The 17,686-nt window shown below is 58.9% G+C and carries 14 protein-coding genes; 1 reads left to right on the top strand and 13 read right to left on the bottom strand.

The features are described from left to right. Nucleotides 1-83: 83 nt before the first annotated feature. Both ABJN75_RS14795 and ABJN75_RS14790 read right to left on the bottom strand, forming a co-directional pair. Nucleotides 84-2,492 carry a methyl-accepting chemotaxis protein gene (locus tag ABJN75_RS14795; RefSeq protein WP_348440342.1) on the bottom strand — a complete coding sequence of 803 codons (2,409 nt, stop codon included), beginning with the start codon at nt 2,490-2,492 and terminating at the stop codon, nt 84-86. A 483-nt stretch (nt 2,493-2,975) separates the two neighbouring features. Then, the gene (locus ABJN75_RS14790; protein WP_348440341.1) at nt 2,976-3,701 is read right to left on the bottom strand and encodes a Crp/Fnr family transcriptional regulator; all 726 of its coding nucleotides are present in this window, start codon (nt 3,699-3,701) and stop codon (nt 2,976-2,978) included. Between the two features lie 212 nt (nt 3,702-3,913). Between ABJN75_RS14790 and ABJN75_RS14785 the strand changes: the two genes are divergently transcribed. Further along, nucleotides 3,914-6,094 carry an EAL domain-containing protein gene (locus ABJN75_RS14785; RefSeq protein ID WP_348440340.1) on the top strand — a complete coding sequence of 727 codons (2,181 nt, stop codon included), beginning with the start codon at nt 3,914-3,916 and terminating at the stop codon, nt 6,092-6,094. 273 nt (nt 6,095-6,367) lie between these two features. Here ABJN75_RS14785 and ABJN75_RS14780 read toward each other — a convergent pair whose 3' ends face one another. From ABJN75_RS14780 to ABJN75_RS14730, 11 genes are all read right to left on the bottom strand, one after another. Then, entirely contained in the window at nt 6,368-7,810 is a 1,443-nt protein-coding gene (locus ABJN75_RS14780; RefSeq protein WP_348440339.1) for an aldehyde dehydrogenase family protein, read from the bottom strand. A 43-nt stretch (nt 7,811-7,853) separates the two neighbouring features. Then, on the bottom strand, nt 7,854-8,975 hold the full coding sequence (locus tag ABJN75_RS14775; protein ID WP_348440338.1) for an acyl-CoA dehydrogenase: 1,122 nt from the start codon (nt 8,973-8,975) through the stop codon (nt 7,854-7,856). Further along, a complete protein-coding gene (locus ABJN75_RS14770; protein ID WP_348440337.1) occupies nt 8,972-10,153 on the bottom strand; it encodes an acyl-CoA dehydrogenase family protein in 1,182 nt (393 codons plus the stop codon). Before ABJN75_RS14770 ends, ABJN75_RS14775 begins: the two co-directional genes overlap by 4 nt. Before the next feature lie 14 nt (nt 10,154-10,167). After that, nucleotides 10,168-10,980, bottom strand: coding sequence for an enoyl-CoA hydratase (locus tag ABJN75_RS14765; RefSeq protein ID WP_348440336.1), 813 nt, complete (start codon nt 10,978-10,980; stop codon nt 10,168-10,170). 3 nt (nt 10,981-10,983) lie between these two features. Then, complete coding sequence (locus tag ABJN75_RS14760) at nt 10,984-11,514, bottom strand: nuclear transport factor 2 family protein (RefSeq protein WP_348440335.1); 531 nt, start codon at nt 11,512-11,514, stop codon at nt 10,984-10,986. Nucleotides 11,515-11,521: 7 nt separating this feature from the next. Beyond that, nucleotides 11,522-13,012: an AMP-binding protein gene (locus tag ABJN75_RS14755; RefSeq protein WP_348440334.1), complete on the bottom strand. Its 1,491-nt coding sequence runs from the start codon at nt 13,010-13,012 to the stop codon at nt 11,522-11,524. Next, nucleotides 13,013-13,990, bottom strand: coding sequence for a branched-chain amino acid ABC transporter permease (locus ABJN75_RS14750; protein WP_348440333.1), 978 nt, complete (start codon nt 13,988-13,990; stop codon nt 13,013-13,015). Further along, the gene (locus ABJN75_RS14745) at nt 13,987-14,856 is read right to left on the bottom strand and encodes a branched-chain amino acid ABC transporter permease (protein ID WP_348440332.1); all 870 of its coding nucleotides are present in this window, start codon (nt 14,854-14,856) and stop codon (nt 13,987-13,989) included. Before ABJN75_RS14745 ends, ABJN75_RS14750 begins: the two co-directional genes overlap by 4 nt. 73 nt (nt 14,857-14,929) lie before the next feature. Further along, nucleotides 14,930-16,138 (bottom strand): ABC transporter substrate-binding protein, encoded by a 1,209-nt coding sequence (locus ABJN75_RS14740; protein WP_348440331.1) that lies wholly within the window; start codon nt 16,136-16,138, stop codon nt 14,930-14,932. A 33-nt stretch (nt 16,139-16,171) separates the two neighbouring features. Continuing rightward, nucleotides 16,172-16,873: an ABC transporter ATP-binding protein gene (locus ABJN75_RS14735; protein ID WP_348440330.1), complete on the bottom strand. Its 702-nt coding sequence runs from the start codon at nt 16,871-16,873 to the stop codon at nt 16,172-16,174. Then, nucleotides 16,857-17,684: an ABC transporter ATP-binding protein gene (locus ABJN75_RS14730; protein ID WP_348440329.1), complete on the bottom strand. Its 828-nt coding sequence runs from the start codon at nt 17,682-17,684 to the stop codon at nt 16,857-16,859. Before ABJN75_RS14730 ends, ABJN75_RS14735 begins: the two co-directional genes overlap by 17 nt. Nucleotides 17,685-17,686 lie beyond the last annotated feature (2 nt).

The raw sequence follows: 17,686 nt of genomic DNA, 5'->3' as shown, positions 1-17,686 counted from the left end.
CAACGAGACCCGGCTTCATTCAAGGCAGATGCCTGATCCGCCGCCGCTCACATTGGCGGCAGAGCCTCAGACGGCCTGCGGCATCAGAACTCTTCCCAGTTCTCGGCAGCCGCCGCGGTGCTCGCTCCAGATTTTCGTCCGACGGCGTTGGCAACTTTCCTGATCAACGTCCGTGTGGGAGATTGCGAGTTTGCCGCAGGCTGCCGCGGCCGCTGCTGCTGCTGCTGCTGCCCGCTGAATTTGAACCGGGCGAGCAGTTCGTTTAGAGCCGAAGCCTCCGACGCAAGACTGTGGCTGGCGGCGGAAGTCTGCTCCACCATCGCCGCATTTTCCTGGGCACTCTGATCCATCTGATTGACAGCCTTGTTGATTTCTCCGAGGCCGACGGACTGCTCCTTGGAGGCCTCGACGATTGCGACGACGTGCTGGTTGATCTCCTGCACCTCGGCGACAATCTGCCTGAGTGCATCACCGGTTTCTCCGACAAGCGAAACTCCGGAAGTGACCTGTTCAGACGAACTCATGATCAGGGATTTGATGTCCTGAGCTGCATTTGCCGAACGTTGAGCCAGTTCACGCACTTCCTGGGCAACCACGGCGAAGCCCTTGCCGGCGTCACCGGCACGCGCCGCTTCAACGCCTGCATTCAAGGCCAGAAGATTGGTCTGGAAGGCAATGCTGTCAATCACTCCGATGATGTTGCTGATTTCGTGCGAAGAGGTCTCGATTGCCGCCATCGCCGCGACCGTCTGTTCGACGACAGCACCCGAATGCTCCGCCTGCTGACGGGTGCGGGCAACCAGATCACCCGCCTCGCCGGCCCTCGCGCTGGTATCACGCACGGCAATTGTGATCTGCTCGATCGCAGCTGCAGTCTCCTCAACCGAAGCGGCCTGCATTTCCGTCCGCTTGGCCAGATCGTCAGCCGCAACACGGATCTGTTCCGACCCGGAATGAATTGCCGCGGCATTGTCTCCGACCGAACGCAGGGCCTGTTCCAGCCGTTCGGCGGACTGGTTGAAGTCGAGACGGATCTGATCGAGCGATTCCACGAACGGAACGTTGATGCGGTGGCCCACATCTCCTTCGGCGAGATGGCCGAGGGCGGTACCAAGTGTATCCGTTGCGGACTTGAGCTGCTCGGCTTCGGCAATTTTCAGCGCCTCCCGCTCCCGTCTTTCACGTTCGCTCAGCTCACGGCCTTCCGCCGCCTCTTCTTCCAGACGGCGGTTGTTGAGACCTGCCTCGCGGAACACTTCCACCGTGCGAGCCATCTGCCCGATCTCGTCGCCGCGCTCAATGGAAGGAATGACAACATCGAGATCGCCATCGGCGAGCCGTGACATGGTTCCGGTCAGCGACTGAATCGGCCGTGTAATCCGCATGACCACGATCCAGAATGCAAATGCACCGATCGAAACAGCAAGAAGCAGACCGACAGAACTGATTATCACATCAAGACGCCCGCTGCTTTCCACCTGATGGGTGTAGCTGCCGGCCGACTGTCCGATCGTGTCCGAAAGCGCAAGCAGACTGTCAATCGCCGCGGTTGCGGTGCTGACCCACTGCTCTCCGGTCAGCGGATAGTCGCGCGCTTCGGCGCTGGCCGTGTAAACAGATTTGCGAGTTTCCTCATAGGACGTGAAAAACGTCTGCCGCGCGATTTGGATTGCTGCAATGACAGAGGAGTTGGCGAAGTCACGGCTGGAATAGATATCCACCGAAGCCCAGGCTTGTTCAAGCCGGCCGCGATATTCGGCAAGCAATGCCATCTGTTGCGGATCAAGTTGGGAACCTTGGGCGATGGCGCCGCCGATGAGCGCGCGCTCCCGTCCTGCATATTCGGTGATCACCCACATGGCCTCCCGCAGATCGAGCAGCATCTGGGAGCGCGCAAGCGCACTTGCCGGAATTGTCTGCGCCGCCTTCCTCAAATTCTGCGACGACATGATCACGGTCGTAATGCTGGGGACCCACTGTGCGATCACTTCCTTGTCGCGGCCGGCTGCATCGACAGACAATTGCTGGTCTGCCTTGCCGCGGATCATTTGCAAATGCTCCCGGTCTCTGGACAGCGACGAGAGCAGGGCCTGCTTGTCTTTGAACGGGGGCGAATTGGCTACATGCTCCAGAGCGGCGTCCAAAGCACGATCGCCGCGTTGGCGGAGTTCGGCGATGCGCGCAACCAGTTCGGTTGGCGCCTTTGTTGCACTGGAGAAGGCCGTGTTGGTGATCCCCCTTTCGAGCGCCAGCGAGCCCGCGCTCGAAAGGAAGAGGTCACCGGTCTCGTTGTTGCTGCGCATGGCTTGCGCGCTCTGCATCCGGTCCCAGGCCGACAGCATGTTGATGACGGCAAGAACCACCAGGCCAGCGACGAGAACCGAAACGATGGCGATCAAGGTCGAGCGGATGCTGATCGATTTGCGGCGGTTCGTCGCTCGGGCGGGCGGGCTCACACCGGCGGGGGAGGCGGAAATGCTGGGATTAGGCATAGGAAAATCCTTCCATAGTTCATGGATTTCGAAATCTTGTACTGTTTCAATAGGTTGACCGAAAATCATGCGCACACGGGGTCACATCAGGATGCTGACAACGTGTCAGGCATCGACAGTGGCAACCCCGCCCAGACGGCCAACAGGATATTGGCTGTTCCGGCGCTTGAGGCCGTTACGGCACCTTCAAATGAAATTTATCCATTTGTTCCTCCCTAGACGACAGCTCCTCCAGCCGTCAGCAAAATCCGACATTTGCATTAGGATAAGCGCGTCAATGGGCAGCTCTGCTTTACCCATAGGCCTCATGCTTAAGTACGTAACCGTACTTTTACAGAGTTAATGATCGCTTAAAGGCAAATGCCACCCACGCTCAGTTTGCACAGGCGCCCGGACGGTCTCAAATTTTCGAATTATCGATGGGAGTTTTGACGCATGCCCGTGGCATCAGAGCGTTAACGCACAGGATCGACCTGCCTGACGCTACAAAATTGTGTTCGCGGGCGCTTGCCCGTATGCGCGCCGAATCCGGTCATAACATTCGCAGGCGCTGTCTTCCAGCAACCGTCGCTCGATTATCGTGACCGTACCGCGGGAATACCTCAGGGCACCCTGGTTCATCAATGCATTGCAGGCCGCGCTCACCGTCGCACGCCTGAGACCCAGCACCTCCGACACCGCTTGCTGGGTTATCTGGAACCTGTCTGTATTTACCCTGTCATGGGCCTCCAGCAGCCAACGGGCGACCCGTTGTTCAGCCTTGTGCAAACTGTTGCAGGCCACGGATTCCATCAACTGCACGGTCAGGGATCTGGCGTAGCGCATCATCGCATCCCGGACACACGGATATTTCTTTATCGCGGCATCGAGCGCTTCGATCGAAATCCAGGATGCGTAGCCAGCTACCTTGACCACCGGTTGGCTGACAGTCTCGCCGCCCCCGTAAAGGAAGACTATACCGACAAACCCTTCCTTGCCCACGGATACCTTGGCAACGCTGCGTCCATCGTCCATCCTGGCCATCAGGCTGACGACGCCCTCATGGGGAAATATGGCATGACTGACCACGTCCCCTTCCTCAAAAAGTACCTGATCCTGATTTAACCGCTTTACGACGGCCCGCGCTTCAAGAAACGCGAGAGCGTCCGGGCGAATATCCAAAAAAATCTGGTTCTGGATATCAAAATCACCAGTCAGACTGTTGTGCAATCCAGCCACCCTATCATCGCGGAATCAGAGTGCAGTGCAATATACCCAAATGACGGCGTTAAAAAGGTATTTGGTAAAACATTGTTAAATATTTTATAATTACGATACCGTACATAAATAGAACGAATAAGGGCATATGCGACCCGAGCAAATATATTCTGTCGAAAAACATATGAAACAAGCCACTTCAATTGCCTTTCGGAGTTGTACCCATGTTCCTTGAAGTAACCGATTTAAGCAGACCCAACACCTCGACAGATAGCTGGCCAAAAAACCAACTCCTTGTTCGCGCAACGGATTTTCACGCGTCACGCAATGAATTGCTGGCCTACAAGGAAGCGCTTGACCAGAACACGATCGTATCGCTGACCAACACGTCCGGCCGGATCACATATGCCAATGAAAAATTCTGCAAAATCACCGGTTACCAGCAAGACGAACTGATCGGAAAAAAAATAAGCATGTTGAATTCGGGCGTTCACAGCCGCGAATTCTTCCACAACATGTGGGAGACCATTTCACAAGGGCAGCCCTGGCATGATGAAATATGCAACCGGAACAAAAGTGGCGATCTGTACTGGATTGACACAACAATCGTTCCGCGAAGGAACCACAGGGGTGTCATCAACGGATATGTTTCCATCCGTTATGACATTACCGAGCGCAAATTGATCGAATTGGCGTTGCAGGAAGAGGTCAGCAAACGCAAGAACGCCGAGGAATTCCTGATGCGGCTGCTGGAAACCATCCCCGATGGCGTGATTGCGTTTGACGGTGAAGACAAACTGGTCCACGTCAACAGCGCTTACAAGGACATGCACCCGGGAAAGGCCAGCCACCTCAAACCGGGGGTTTCGTTCGAACAATTGCTCAGGGTTGCCATCGAGAATGGCCAGTATCTGGATCTTCCCGACGATCCCCAGGCCCGCGAAGCCTATATTGAAAGCCGCCTCAAGCGCCATACCAGTCCCGGTCGTCCAATCATTCAACAATTGTGCGACGAGCGCTGGATACAGGTTCAGGAGCGGCGCTCCAAAGCCGGATGCACGGTCGGTATATGTACCGATATCACCGACATCAAGCAGGCGGAAAAGACCATCAAGACACAGGCCGAGAGGGATCCTCTGACAGGTCTCTCCAACCGTTCCGTGCTGATCAATCGCCTTACCAAGGCCCTGCAGGGTCGCAAGGCAGCCGGCGTCAGCGGCGCTTTGCTGCTGATAGATCTGGATCATTTCAAGGACGTCAACGATACTCTGGGCCATGATGCGGGTGATCAATTGTTGATCGAAATCGCAAACCGCCTCTCGGGTGTCTTGCGCAAATCCGATACCGTGGCCCGCATCGGTGGTGACGAGTTCGCGGTGCTTTTGCCCAATATGAAGTGCGTTGACGATCTTGAGAAGCTGCTGAAGACAATCACCTCGCGCCTAGGCAACCCCGTCGCCCTTGGGCACCGGTCGGTCATCCCGAGCTGCAGTCTGGGGGTAACGCTGTTCCCCGCGGATGGAAAAACCCCGAAGGATCTGTTCAAGAACGCGGATATCGCGCTGTACCAGGCCAAGGAGCAGGGGCGCGGCACCTGGGTCTATTTCGATCGCAAATTGAAAGAGCGGGTGGAGCGGCGGCAAGCAGTTGCACACGCGTTACGGGAGGCGTTGTCGGCGGGGCAGATCAGGATTGCCGCCCAGCCCCAGGTCTGCTTTGAAACCGGACACCATGTCGGGTTTGAGGTGCTGGCGCGCTGGAAACACAAAGGCCGGCAGGTTTCGCCTGCGGAGTTCATTCCAGTCGCCGAAGAGACCGGAATGATCATTCCATTGGGTTACGCGATCCTCGAACAGGCAATGTCGATGGCGCGCGACATACGCCAGAAGGGGCACCGGATCGGCCGGATTGCCGTCAATGTCGCGGCTTCGCAACTCAAACAACTCGATTTCGTCGACTCTTTTCGCTCGCTGTTGAGCAAATACGGGCTGCAGGCGAGTGACATCGAAATTGAGGTGACCGAAAACGTGCTTCTGGACCGGACCGGCAACCAGATCGCGCGAACGCTGGAAGCGCTCCATCACCTCGGCGCGCTGATTGCGCTTGATGATTTCGGCACCGGCCATGCATCGCTGTCTCACCTCAAGCGTTTCCCGGTCAGTCGCCTGAAGATCGATCAATCCTTTGTGCGGGAAATCCAGTCCAGCGCCGAAGACTCGATCATCATCCGGGCGATCATCAATCTGGCCCACAATCTGGGCATGCAGGTGGTTGCAGAGGGCATCGAGACACAAGACCAGTATGAGTTGCTGCACAAGCTGGGGTGTGATTTTGCCCAGGGCTACTACCTCGGGCATCCCGTTTCACCCGAGGAGGCGCTGTCCTTTTGTCCGCCCGAGCAATGACTTGTCATGAATTTGGCAGAAATTGTCTAGGTTTGGGAGATAGCGTTTTCGCCGAAACGGTCACTTCCATGCATGGCGCACAAAGGTGTGCAGCGGTTTTGTGCGACATGCGCTGGGAATACCAGAGCCTGCGGGTCGCAGATCAAAGCCCTTGAAGCAACCGGCCTGCAAGTGAGGCAGCACGATCCTGGCCGGCATAAGGACTGCATCGATTTCCGGAGCAATACGGTTACGGACTTGCCAGACGCCGTCCTCGCGAAAGGCAGACTGGCGTCAGTCTGTGCGCCAGCCGCTGATCGCTTTGACCTCGAGATATTCCTCCAGACCCCAATGACCGCCCTCGCGGCCGTTGCCGGACTGCCTGAATCCGCCGAACGGGCTGGCCCCGGCCCGGTTGGCGCCGTTGAGCTGAACCATGCCTGCCCGGAGCCGGCGGGCGACGCGTTCAGCCCGGTCGAGATCCAGCGACTGCACATAGGACGAAAGCCCGTAAGGCGTGTCGTTTGCGATTTCTATTGCCTGCTCCTCGTCATCAAACGGAATCATGACCAGTACAGGTCCGAATACCTCCTCGCGCGCGATCGTCATGTGGTTGTCAACATCGGCAAACACCGTCGGACGGACATAGTAACCGCGATTGAACCCTTCCGGTCGTCCTGGCCCACCAGCCACGAGACGAGCGCCCTGCCTGATTGCCGTTGCGATCAGATCCTGAACCTTGTCAAACTGAACGCCGGAGGCGAGCGGTCCGATATGCCGGCCAGCTTGATCAGGCTCGCCGACCCTGGTTGCATCCGCAACTTCGGCGGCGATGGCAACCGCCCGGTCATAGGCCGGACGTTCGACAAGCATCCGGGTCGGGGCATTGCAGGACTGGCCGGTGTTGAGAAAACAGGCCCGAACCCCGCGCTTGACCGCATCGCCCAATGCTTCATCATCAAACACGATATTGGGCGACTTGCCGCCGAGCTCCAGCGAAACGCGCTTGACTGTTTCGGCAGCGGCTTTCTGCACCGCGATGCCGGCGCGCGCCGAACCGGTGAACGACATCATGTCGATATCCGGATGACGGGACATTGCCTCTCCGACAACCGGACCAAGCCCATTGACCAGATTGAACACACCTGCGGGAAAGCCCGCTTCGTCAATCATTTCGGCAAGCAGCATTGACGAGAACGGAGCAATTTCGGAAGGCTTGAGGACAATGGTGCAACCGGCGAGCAATGCCGGGATCACCTTCAGAGCCACCTGGTTCATCGGCCAGTTCCACGGCGTAATCAGACCGCACACCCCGATTGGTTCATGGATGATGCGTTCCTGCGGATTGCGCTCATCAAGACCGTGTTCGAATTCGAACGCCTTGGCCACCCTCAGGAATGTCTTGATGTGACCAAGACCGGCCATTGCCTGCGCGTCCCGGGCCAGCGAAATCGGCGCGCCCATCTCCTTCGAGATGGCCTCCGCCATTTCATCAATGCGCGCCTCGTAGATCCCGCGGAGCTTTTGCACCAGTTCCAGCCGGTAGTCGAGAGCGGTACGGCCCCAGTCCTCAAAGGCGCGGCGCGCTGATGCCACGGCCCTGTCGACATCCTCGCCTGCGCCCAGCGAAATGGCTCCGAACGGCTGCTCGTCGGCGGGATTGATGACCTCGAACAGCTCTGCCTTCGCGGGAGCGCACCATTGGCCGTCGATATAGAAATCCGGTTTCGTCAGCATTCATCCATTCCTTCACTCGGTATTGGCAGGATTGCGTTGTGGCTCAGGCAATCAGGCCTTCAAGGGCGTCGTCCTCGTCGCCAAGCCAGAGCGACAGGGCCAGCAATCGCTTGAAATAGCCGCTGACCGGTGTCTCGTTGGCCATTCCGATGGCGCCATGCATCTGGATGCTTTCCTGCGAGACAAACCATGCGGCGCGCACAATCACATAACGCGCCCTGGCCAAAGCCCTGTTTGTTTGCTCCGGGCTCTTCTGGTCAACGGCCACAGCCGCCAGCGCCACCATGGTTTCCGCCTTGGCCTGCTCGATTGTCATGTCGACATAGCGGTGGCGAAGCGCCTGATGGGTTGACAGCGGCTGGCCGAACTGACGCCGCACGCCGAGATACTCCGCCGTGGCCTTGATCATGAAATTCATTGCACCCACCGCTTCGGCGCAGTGAGCGGCCGTGAGCCTGTCGACAATGCGGCGAAGCAGGTTCTCGGCCTGCTCACCCACGGCCACTATCGCGTTCTCGTCAATGACAAGGCCGCTGAAGGATGCGTCCGCGGCCGGCATGGCGTCTATCAGGGTGCAAGGCCGCAGGGCCGGGGCAACACTTGCCTGATCGAGCATGATGATGACGAGCTCTCCCGCCTCATTTCTGGCCGGCAGCACAAGCCAGTCGGCTTCCTGCGCGAAGGCGATCATCCGCTTGGGCCCGTCAAGCCGCCACTGGCCCTCCCCCGCGCCGGAAAGCACAGTCTGGAATTCCTGCACAACCGGCAACGCATCCGCTTCATGCAGCGCGATCGTCGCCACCTGACGGCCTTCAACCAGCGCTTCGAGCAACGCCGTCACCGGCCCGGTGGTTTGATCGAGATCCGCAAGAGACGGTGCGATCGCTGCGGAGGAAATAGCGAAAGGACTGACCACGCCTGCCTCTGCCAGCAATCGGCAGACAAGTGCGGCCGTGCGCGCGCCGCCATATCCGCCATGCCGTTCCGGCATCACAGCAGCCAACAACCCTAATTCTGCAAGCAGCGGCCACAACTCTTCGCGCCAATGGCCACCGGAATGCCCGGCAAGCGCACGCGACAGCATGTCGGCCAGCATCTCCAGCGTGTCGTCCGGCTCGAACAGGAGCGGCAAGGCGGTCGTCATCGGATCAGGTATGCTGTTCATCCGAAAATGCCTTTCGCCGCGATATTGCGCTGGATTTCATTCGATCCGGCGTAAATGGTGGTCTTGCGCATGTTGCAGTAATTCTCGGCCGCGAAATAATGTCCGGCGTTCGGGGCCATGCCCTGCGGACTGAAGCGCAGAGCCTTCGAGCCGAGGGCACGGACCTGGAGCTCCGAAATCGCCTGCTGAAGCTCCGAACTGATGATTTTCAGCACCGGAGCCTGAAGCGGGTTTTCGCGGCCCGCCTCGACTTCGCGCAGAAAGCGCAGATTGGTCAGATCGATTGCGGCAAGTTCGGCCTCCAGGGCCGCCAACCGCTGCTGGAAGGAGGCATGCTCAAGCAAAGGCCGGCCATGGCGCAGGCTGGTCGACGCCATCTCGCGCAACCGGATCAGTTCCCGCTTGCAAAACCCCATGCCGCCAAAATTGAGACGTTCATGTTCAAGCAGGTACTTGGCATAGGTCCAGCCCATGCCTTCCTCGCCAACCCGGTTTTCAACCGGAACTTCGACGCCTTCGAACCAGACTTCATTGATTTCATGCTTGCCATCAAGTGTGATGATCGGGCGTATCTCGATGCCCGGGGTGCTCAGATCAATCAACAGAAAGCTGATGCCATTCTGGCGTTTGGCTTCGTTCGATGTGCGCACCAGACAAAAGATCCAATCGGCTTCGTGTGCCGACGTCGTCCATATCTTCTGACCGTCGACGACATAATGGTCGCCCTTGCGCACTGCCCTGGTTTTGAGCGAAGCAAGATCTGAGCCAGAGCCAGGTTCTGAGTAGCCCTGGCACCAGAAGTCATCGAGCCTGGCAATACGCGGCAGGAAATGATCACGTTGCTGCTGATCGCCATATTTCATCAGCACCGGTGCAACCATTTTCAGGCCAAACGGAACCAGTTCCGGAGCTCCGGCAACCGCGCATTCATCCTCGAAGATGTAGCGCTCGATGGAGGAGAATCCCGGGCCGCCAAATTCCTTTGGCCAGGAATAGGCGCTCCAGCCGCGCTGGTGCAGGATCCGGGTCCACTGCTCGATTTCGGCGCGATTGGCGTGATGTCCGCCCTTCAGGCGTGCCGCGGTTTGCCGCGGCAGGTGCTCCGCCACGAAATCCCGGACCTGCTTCCTGAATTCCATCTCGCGTGCGCTGAAAAGGCCGCTTTCGGGGTATCCCAAGACATCCATCCTGATCAGCGGCCTGTGAACTGAGGCGCGCGTTTTTCTATGAAGTGGGCAACACCTTCCTTGAAATCCTCACTCAGGACGCTTTGCGCCATTTCCTTGTTGGCTGAGATTGTCGCCTCGGCGAGTGTCTGGAACGGCACCTCATACAGCTGGCGCTTGATGACGGCCATGGCACGCGGCGAAACCAGGTCTGCCAGGTTGCGAGCGTAGGCCATGGTAGCCTCTTCCAGCTGTTCGGGGGGGTGGATCTGATTGACGAGCCCCATGCGGAATGCCTCCGGAGCATGGAATTTCCTGGCGGAAAGCAGCAGGTCCAGCGCATTGGCGTGACCGACAATGTGCGGCAACATCCAGCTCAATCCGTGTTCGGCGATAAGTCCGCGACGTGCAAAGGACGTGGAGAACGCCGCATTGTCCGCGGCAAAGCGGATGTCGCAGTAAAGTGCATGCACCAGGCCGATGCCCGCGGTTGCGCCGTTGAGCATGGCAATGACCGGTTTTTCAATTGCCGGATAGAACGAGTAGCGGGTCTGCCAGTCAGGCCGCCGATTCATGTCGAACGGACGCATCCATTCCTCGGCGCGAATATCCTCCGGATCGAGGCTGGCCAGTTCGTCAATGTCAGCGCCGGCGCAAAAGGCGCGGCCTTCGCCGGTCAGCACGATGACGCGCACGTCGTCATCTATTGCCGCGGCTTGCATGGCCAACAGGACTTCGCGCTCCATCGTCGCGGTCCATGCGTTCATCCGCTCGGGCCTGTTGAGGATAATCCGGGCGATCCGGTCCTCGATTTCATATCTGATGTGCTCGTATGCCACGGCTTAATCCTCAATGTTTTCCAGCAAGACACCATTTGCCCATTGGCCGCGCTCGCGACCCAGATAGGCCTTGGTTGCGGGACGGTCCTGGAGCCAGCCGACCCAACGCCCGAATACCTGCCGCATCCGTTCAGTTTCGACACCGAGCTGGGTCATGGCCACACCGCCATTGACGGATTCACGGTATTCGGCGATCAGCCCGTCACGGAGGATGAAGCGCGACATGCCGTCGATCACGACCTTGTTGCCCTTGAACCGTTCCATGCGGGAGGAAAAGCTCGACAGCGACCAGGCGTACCCCATGTTGCCGTCGATAACGCCGTCAAACATTTCCCATCGATAGTCGTCACCGGCATCGCGATGAAACAGGTTCTGCATCATGTGGGCGATACTTTCCCGACCGCGATGCACGCCGTAGATGTAGTCATAATAGACCCCGTCCGGCGTGAAGCACTGCGCGAACCGATCCCCGTCTCCGCTCTCCGCGGCAATGGTGAACCTAGCAAGTAGCTTGTTGAATTCATTACTGTTCATTGCAGGATTAATACTCCGAGTTCATGGCGCGCAGGCGCATACGATCGACCTTGCCGGTGGCGTTTCGTGGAAGACTTTCGAGAATGCGGACTTCGCGGGGGACCTTGTATCGGGCAAGGCTGGCGCCCCATTGGGCAATCAAGCTCTCCGCATCGATCTCGATTCCCGGTTCGGCAACGATATAGGCGACGATTTTCTCGCCGAGTTTTTCGTGGGGTTGGCCGATCGCCGCCACCTCGAGAACACCTGGCATGCGATGCCCCAGTTCCTCGATTTCACGCGGGTAGACATTGTATCCGCCCGAGATGATCATCTCTTTCTTGCGATCAACCACGAACAGGAAGCCGTCTTCATCCATCATGCCGATGTCGCCGGTGTGCAGCCAGCCGTCGCGAAAGGCTGCATCCGTCAGATCAGGCCGCCGGAAATAGCCCTTCGCGAGGCCGGGGGAGGAAACCACTATCTCGCCCTTCTCGCCGGTCGGCAGATCACAACCATGTTCATCCACGATCCGAAGCTTGACACCCCAATAGGGTTGCCCTGAAGATCCGGATTTGCGGATCGCCCCAAACAGCCGGGCGCCACAGATGGAAGGGCTGGCCTCGGTCATCCCGTAGCCTTCCGAGATCGGGACCGAGAACCGCTCCTCGAAACGGGCGTGAACTTCCTCAGGCAGAGCCTGGCCGCCTGACACGCATCCGCGCCAACATGACAGATCAAGCCCGTCAGGAAGGGGCGCCTTGGCGAGCATCCAGTACATCGTGGGAACACCCATGAAGACTGTCACCCGGTCGCGGTCAATCGCCCTGAGCGTGTCCTCCGGATCAAACCGCGCCGACAATGAAATCGAAGCGCCGACGAGGAGGAATGTCGTGTGCAGGCATGTATGGCCAAACACATGACTGAGCGGCAGCACTCCATAGCCGCGATCTTCCGGCGTCAGGCGCAGCAGATCAAGCGCGAAAGCCTGCGCATTCCAGAACATGTTGTAGTGCGTGAGCTCAACGCCCTTCGGCTGTCCTGTGGATCCAGAAGAATACAGGATCACAGCGGTATCGTCCGGCCTGCACGGCGGACACTCGACCGCGGCGGCAGTGGTTGAAACCAGCGGCATGCCAGCTGCGGCAATGTCATAGACCAGGCCGCATGCCGGATGCTGATCGGCTCTTGACCACCGGTCGCAACTGATCACGGCCGCCGGTTCGCTGTCGCGAACTATGGCGTGGATCTCCGCATCCGCGAGCAACGGATTGAGCGGCACCGGCACGGCCCCGGCTCTGAGAGCTCCCTGATAGGCAATCACCCATTCGATGCTGTTTGGCAGGACAATGGCAACACGGTCGCCGACCCTCACGCCATCGGTCACCAGACGCAGGGCGCATCCAGAAACCAGTTGATCCAGCATTGCGTAGGTCACATGCCTGTCGTCTTCCACCAGAGCCACTGCATCGGGCCGAAGGATGGCGTGGTGACGGACGGAATTGCCGATGCTGACCATTCACCGTTCCTCCGTCGGCTTGTCTGCACGCGAACGAACAGCCCGGCGTGCGAGATCCGACAGCCATGGCACCAGCCCGCGCGGCAGGAAGATGACCACTATAACCAGTCCGACACCGTAGATGATCAAGCGGTATGATTCGGCGACGCGGAGGATTTCGGGAAGCGCCACGGTGAGGCCCGCACCCACAAGCGGTCCGGCCAGGGTTCCGCTGCCTCCGAGAATAACCGCCAATATGGCGTTCAGGGAGTGGTCCACCGAAAATGGCGCCGGGCTCAGGAAGCTCATGTAATGGGCGTAGAGGGAACCAGCGAACCCGGCCAGCGAAGCGCTGAAGACAAAGGAGAACAGCTTGTAACGCCAGCAGGCGACGCCGGCCGCTTCGGCCATGGTTTCATTCTGGCGAATTGCCTGCAACACCAGGCCGACGCGCGAACGCACCAGTGCAGCAATCATCAGCATCACCAGCCCAAGAGCTGCGAGCACCAGGTAATAGTAGTTCACCCGGCTCAGGAACGAAATCTCGACACCGGCAATCCGGATCGATTCCGGCGCCGGAATTCCGGCAATGCCGCCTTCGCCGCCGGTCACGGGGATCCAGTTGACCAGCACGATGAAGATCACCATGTTCAGCGCCAGCGTGACGATGGCGAAATAGTGCCCCTTGACGCGAAGCGACGGATAGCCGGCAATCAACGAAGCCACGGCGGTAATCAGCGGGCTGACGATCATGCAGATCCACACCGGCCACCCGGCGTTCAGGTTCAGCAACGCCGAGGAATAGGCGCCGACGCCCATGAAACCGGCCTGGGCGATGGAAACATATCCGGTGTAGCCCTGAATGACATTGGCGCCCTGGGCCACGATCATCCAGATGATCGCAAGAATGGCGAGGTGAATGAAATAGTTCGATGTCAGCAAATAGGGGAAAGCAATTCCACCAACCGCGACCGCTGCAATGAGAACCAGCCGGATCATCGGTTCGACCTCCGTCGCATGAGACCTTCAGGCTTGATAAGCAGGACGCCGATCATCAGCAGGAAGGCAATAACGTCCTTGTAGGCGGACGAGATGAACGCCGATGCGAAAGCTTCCGACACGCCAAGCACCAGGCCGCCGATGATCGCTCCGGGAATGGAGCCAAGACCGCCGAGAATGAGAACGGCGAAACCCTTGACAACCAGTCCGCCGCTCACACCGGGAGCAACAGCAAACAGGGCTCCGACCAGCACGCCGGCGGCCACGCCAAGGGCGGAACTCAGAGCGAAAACAAACATCGAAACCGTGTTCACATTGATGCCCATCAAAACCGCCGCCGGGCGATTCTGGGCGACCGCGCGCACCGCCATGCCCATCCAGGTCTTGTTGATGAGGATCGTCATGGCGATCACAAGAAACGCCGCAATGCCCAGAATATAAACGCGCAGTTCCGGCAAAGTGACTCCGCCGATGTTGAAGACGCGATCAAATCCGGTGGGGATGATCACCTGGTCGACGCCAAAGATGAGCAGATTGGATTTCTCGATGATCAGCGTGAGCCCGAGGGCAATGATGAAGGCATTGATCGGCGGCGCGTTGCGCACCGGATGATAAGCCACCCGCTCCAGCACCACGCCGAGCAGGGCGCCGACCGCCATGGCCACAGCCATGGCGGGAAAGAGACCCAACCCGAACTGCTGGATAAAGAAGAACGTGAGGTAGCCGCCAAACATCGCCACGCTGCCATGGGCGAAATGGGCGATACCGAGAATGCCGAAGATAATTGTGAGTCCAAGGGCGACCAGCGTATAGATACTGCCTATCACCAAGCCGTTGAAAAGCTGCTGGATCAGATCCACTAACATTGCGAACTCCGGAATGGGGGTGTGCGAAATCGTTCGCACACCCGTATTTAGCGCATACGCTAAAGCTGACCTGTTACTTGGTGATCGTCTGGAAGTAGGCCGAGTAGGCGGCGGAGTCCGACGGAAGCTTGGTCACGAAGTCCCACTTGTCGTTGTGAAACTGAAACGCACCGTTGGAGATGTAGGCCTGCCCCTTGGGGTCGAACATCTTGCCGTCGACCGGCAGGTATTCGAGAACGGTCTCTTCGGGCACAGCAAGATTGCGCAGTGCTTTCTTAACGTCATCGAGTTCGACCGTGCCGGCCGCTTCCAGGGCATCCCGCAGGACATAGACCTGGTCATAGGCAAAAGCGCTGTTCGGGGTCGGATAGGCATCCCAGCGCTCTTCATAGGCCTTCGCATAGGCCTTGGCGGTGTCGCCCAACGCATCAGCATTGAATTCGATGGCGATCAGATCCCAGACACCTTCCAGCGCTTCGCTGCTCGCGACGCTGAGGAACTGCTCTGCGCTACCGCCGGAGAAGCCATACCGCGGGGCAGTGATGCCGAGTTCATAAGCCTGGCGGTAGGCGAAGGCCACCTGCTCGACATAGCCCGAGATGAAATAGCCATCCGGCTCGAGCCCGCGCAGCTTGGTCAGCTGTGCGGTCATGTCACGATCCTGTCCGCCGAAGGTCTCCAGCGCCACGACTTCACCGCCTTCGGCTTCGAAAGCCTCGATCAGAGCGTCGCGATACTGGGTGAAAAGCGCGACATCGCGGGTCGCGAGAACACCGAGGCGCTTGACACCCTTGCTGGCGATAAAGCGGCCGGCGGCTGCGCCCGAATAGTCACCCGGAGGACGGGTCCGGAAGACGTTGTCATTGCCGGCAGCCGTGATGGCGCGTGCGCCGGCGGTGCCCACGAGCATGATGACATCCTCGCGTCCGATGATCGATGCCACCGCACCGGTCGATGCGGAGCAGCAATAGCCCATCAGGAACTTGACGCCATCGCGGTCGATCAGCTTGCGGGCCACATTGGTGGCTTCGGTCGGATCAGCCTTGTCGTCATACTCGATGGTTTCGAGCGTATAGGTGTCCTCACCCACATTCACGCCACCGCCGGCGTTGATCTGCTCGATGGCGAGATTGATCGCGCGTCTTTGCGGCTCACCATAAACGGCGCCCCCGCCCGACAACGCATCACTGACGCCAACCGTCAGTGTTTTCTCCGCCGCGGTCGCCATCTGCGGCAGCAGCGCCAACGCAGTCGTTACGGCAAGCATGCATAATCTGTTCATTCGGGTTTCCTCCTCAAGTTGAACCATTTGTCTTCAGGCACCAAGATAGGCACGTTGAACTCTGGGGTCGTTTGACATCGCCGCGGACGTCCCGGCCGCAACCACTTCACCTGCCTCCAGCACATAGGCGCGATCGGCGACGCGAAGCGCCATGGAGACCGCCTGCTCGACAAGCAACACGGTGACACCAAGCGCCTTGATTTTCACAAGCGTGTCTTCGATTTCATCGACCACTTTCGGGGCGATGCCGAGCGAAGGCTCGTCAAAGATGCAAAGTTGCGGCTTGGCCATCAGCGCCCGGGAGATGGCCACCATTTCCTGCTCGCCACCGGAAAGGGTTCCCGCCATCTGGGATGCGCGTTCGCGCAGACGTGGAAACAGGGTCATCACCTCTTCGATTTCCGCCGAGATGTCCTCATTCCGGCGGCGGTATGCGCCGAGGCGAAGATTCTCCATCACAGTCATTTCGGGAAACATCTGCCTGCCTTCCGGACACATGGCGATGCCGCGGCGGGCGACCTCATGCCCGGCCATGCCGGTGATGTCCGCACCTTCGAAAACTATGTTTCCGCCGGTGGGTTTGAGCAGGCCGCAAACAGCTTTCAGCAGACTGGATTTGCCGGCGCCGTTCGGCCCGATCAGGGCGACGCATTCGCCCTCTCCCACTTCAAGGGAAACACCGTGAACGACTTCAGCGCCGCCATAGGCAATTCGCAGGTTAGTGACGGTCAGCATCGCGATGTCCCAAATAAGCTTCGATCACAGCGGGATCGTTCCGGATTTCGGCCGGGGTTCCGTCGGCGATTTTCTGACCGAAATTCAGCACGACGATCCGGTCGCACACATCCATGATCAGCCCCATGTGGTGCTCGATTACCATGACGCTGATGCCCTTGGACGGCAGGGTCCGGATAACATCAGCCAATGCCTGGCGCTCACTCGAAACCATGCCGGCCGCAGGCTCATCGAGCAGGATCACCTTTGGCGCTGCGGCAACCATTACCGCTATCATCAGCAAACGCTGATCGGCGGCAGAAAGGGTCGAGGCAATCTGCCCTGCCCGCTGGTCAAGCCGCACCGCCTCAAGCGCCGCCATCGCATCTGCCATCATGGCGCTGTTTTCGCTGCGCGCAGCCGGTGTGCGCAACACCGCAGACAAGGGGGAAATGGTCCGGCGCGAATGGCAGCCGAGCAACACATTGTCGAGCACGGAGAATTCCGGAAAAATCTGTGTCGCCTGGTAGGTACGGACCATGCCGCGAGACACGATCGCGTCGACGGACATCCGGCAAATGTCATTGCCTTCGAGCAAAACCTGGCCCGAAGACGGGCGTACCGCGCCTGAAAGGACGTTGACACAGGTCGACTTGCCCGATCCGTTCGGTCCGATCAGACCAAGAATTTCACCAGGCCGGATCTCAAACGTGACGCTCTTGAGCGCCTGAACTCCGCCGTAGTTCTTGCCGACCGCGACGGCGCGGACCAGTGGCTTGCCGCCGTTGTCGCCGGAGCCCGATGGCCTCTCTCTCAAACCTGAAGTGGCCACTC

The organism is Hoeflea sp. (genome assembly GCF_039975035.1).
In the GTDB taxonomy this organism is placed as follows: Bacteria; Pseudomonadota; Alphaproteobacteria; order Rhizobiales; family Rhizobiaceae; genus Hoeflea.
Note: the sequence above shows the minus strand (reverse complement) of the source record. Positions and strands in the feature narration are given on the sequence as shown.

Excerpts from the sequence above, each read along its gene's own strand:
- ABJN75_RS14795 (WP_348440342.1), bottom strand. The coding sequence starts at position 2,492 with ATGCCTAATCCCAGCATTTCCGCCTCCCCCGCCGGTGTGAGCCCGCCC.
- ABJN75_RS14785 (WP_348440340.1), top strand. The coding sequence starts at position 3,914 with ATGTTCCTTGAAGTAACCGATTTAAGCAGACCCAACACCTCGACAGAT.
- ABJN75_RS14780 (WP_348440339.1), bottom strand. The coding sequence starts at position 7,810 with ATGCTGACGAAACCGGATTTCTATATCGACGGCCAATGGTGCGCTCCC.
- ABJN75_RS14775 (WP_348440338.1), bottom strand. The coding sequence starts at position 8,975 with ATGAACAGCATACCTGATCCGATGACGACCGCCTTGCCGCTCCTGTTC.
- ABJN75_RS14760 (WP_348440335.1), bottom strand. The coding sequence starts at position 11,514 with ATGAACAGTAATGAATTCAACAAGCTACTTGCTAGGTTCACCATTGCC.
- ABJN75_RS14755 (WP_348440334.1), bottom strand. The coding sequence starts at position 13,012 with ATGGTCAGCATCGGCAATTCCGTCCGTCACCACGCCATCCTTCGGCCC.
- ABJN75_RS14750 (WP_348440333.1), bottom strand. The coding sequence starts at position 13,990 with ATGATCCGGCTGGTTCTCATTGCAGCGGTCGCGGTTGGTGGAATTGCT.
- ABJN75_RS14745 (WP_348440332.1), bottom strand. The coding sequence starts at position 14,856 with ATGTTAGTGGATCTGATCCAGCAGCTTTTCAACGGCTTGGTGATAGGC.
- ABJN75_RS14740 (WP_348440331.1), bottom strand. The coding sequence starts at position 16,138 with ATGAACAGATTATGCATGCTTGCCGTAACGACTGCGTTGGCGCTGCTG.
- ABJN75_RS14735 (WP_348440330.1), bottom strand. The coding sequence starts at position 16,873 with ATGCTGACCGTCACTAACCTGCGAATTGCCTATGGCGGCGCTGAAGTC.